Raw genomic sequence first — 903 nt, 5'->3', positions numbered from 1 at the left:
TGTTATAGGTTAGACGTCAATGGAATTTAGCCGTTTAAACGTCCATGCGTCTTGATTGCCAAATACTAGCATCGTGTCGGAGCGAAATGAAGAGTGACATGGAGGCGAGAAATGCAGATCAACCGAGTAATTTCAGATCAATTTTTCGGTGTTTTTTCTGATCCTGATAGAAATTTTCATGAGAACTGATGCTTAAGAGATACAGTTCGAGCTTATCTTCAACCCAACTGTACCCCAGAAGTGCTTGCTGCCTATTAAGCGGAAATTTATGCACCCAGAGAAAATGCAAATCGCCTTTTTTCTGCACGCCAATCGTAGGGTCTTCGATGATTTTATCTACCTCATCTTCAACCACTTTCAACTGCGCTTCAGGCAGTTTATTCAGCGCCTTTTCGAACCGGCGACTTTGATAAACCTCAACGTCCTTATTTTTTCGTCCTTCTGGCATAACGCGTAACCTTATGGTTTCTGACTTCACTTTGCGCCAGTAAGGTTTCACTGATGAAACTATAGGGCAGATCGGGATTATCTTCCGCGATGCGACCAATTTTGGCCCAGTGCTCTATCTGCTTCGGCACGCTGCGACTTGCCGCATCAGCATAAACCTTTACATCACTCACAAAGTCTTCGTCTAAACGAATGCTTGTTGCCATATGTGCGTACCTCTTTGGAATGTGCACCACGTCGAAATATGTAGCGCTAACGCTGAATCAACGTGCTTCGATAATATGCGACAATTTGTCGCATTGTGCAATCTTTGATTGACACGAAGATAATGTCATTTTGGTAATATTCTTATTCCTCATTACCTTAACGGCGAATTCCGGCATCGTGTTATATTGGCTCGTAATACAGCAGGTTTGCAGGAGTTCATTTCCACCATGAGTGCCGCACTTTTTCCCG

At 43.5% G+C, this 903-nt stretch carries 3 protein-coding genes; all 3 read right to left on the bottom strand.

The annotated features are described in order from the left end of the window. Nucleotides 1–118: 118 nt before the first annotated feature. Entirely contained in the window at nucleotides 119–448 is a 330-nt protein-coding gene (locus J5224_RS30830; protein ID WP_264628828.1) for a type II toxin-antitoxin system RelE/ParE family toxin, read from the bottom strand. Further along, complete coding sequence (locus J5224_RS30825) at nucleotides 426–653, bottom strand: ParD-like family protein (RefSeq protein WP_264628827.1); 228 nt, start codon at nucleotides 651–653, stop codon at nucleotides 426–428. The genes J5224_RS30830 and J5224_RS30825 overlap by 23 nt, the downstream gene beginning before the upstream one ends. A 57-nt stretch (nucleotides 654–710) precedes the next feature. Then, nucleotides 711–903, bottom strand: a 193-nt coding sequence (locus tag J5224_RS30820; protein ID WP_264628826.1) for a hypothetical protein, incomplete at its 5' end; no start/stop codon positions are given.

It is taken from the genome of Candidatus Symbiopectobacterium sp. NZEC135, assembly GCF_025962695.1.
This window is presented reverse-complemented; position numbering and strand designations above follow the sequence as displayed.